Origin of the sequence: Enterobacter cloacae complex sp. SHL020, from assembly GCF_049236945.1 — a bacterium.
Lineage (GTDB): Bacteria > Pseudomonadota > Gammaproteobacteria > Enterobacterales > Enterobacteriaceae > Enterobacter > Enterobacter dykesii.
The window spans coordinates 1-512 of the sequence record NZ_JBMKJF010000022.1 but is presented as its reverse complement, the minus strand read 5'-3'; the positions used below and the strand labels follow the sequence as shown (position 1 = coordinate 512).

The window sequence follows — 512 nt, the reverse complement described above, 5'->3', positions numbered from 1 at the left end:
CGGTACACCACCGCCGACGGGATGACCGTAAAATCGGTGCGGTGAAGGGTTTCCCCCTCGCCGCTGGCGTAGCGGTTCTCTTCGAAGTGGTAACCCGCCGCCGTCACCAGATACTCCCCGTTGTCGCTGAAGAACGGCGCGTTGGTTAACGTGAAGGTGTGGCCCGGCACAATCCCCGCCGCCGTGGCGGTGGCCTGAATCTGCTGATGCTCAACCTGCCAGCGTTCCTGACGGATGCGGGCATAGAACTCCCCGTGCCCTTTGTCCACAAAGCGTCCCGGCCAGTCGTATACGTCGATGCTGCCCGGCTTCGGCGACGCCGGATTCTGCTGGGCCTGGAACAGCCACGCGTTCGGCTTGCGGAAGTCATAGTCGTCGAGGCTGTAAATCCCCGGCGTGACGCTGTCCTCCAGCGCCCACTGGCTGATGCCCTCTTCATCCGTACTGCCGCCGGACGGCGTCTGGTGGTAAGGAATGACCTCATAGCCGCTGAACGGCTGATGCTGCGTGGC

Annotated in this window: 1 protein-coding gene; it reads right to left on the bottom strand. The window is 63.5% G+C overall.

Annotation, left to right across the window (positions count from 1 at the left end; all coding sequences use genetic code 11):
• The coding region (locus ACOTZB_RS22880) for a contractile injection system protein, VgrG/Pvc8 family (protein WP_421628574.1) at positions 1-512 on the bottom strand (512 nt) is incomplete at both ends.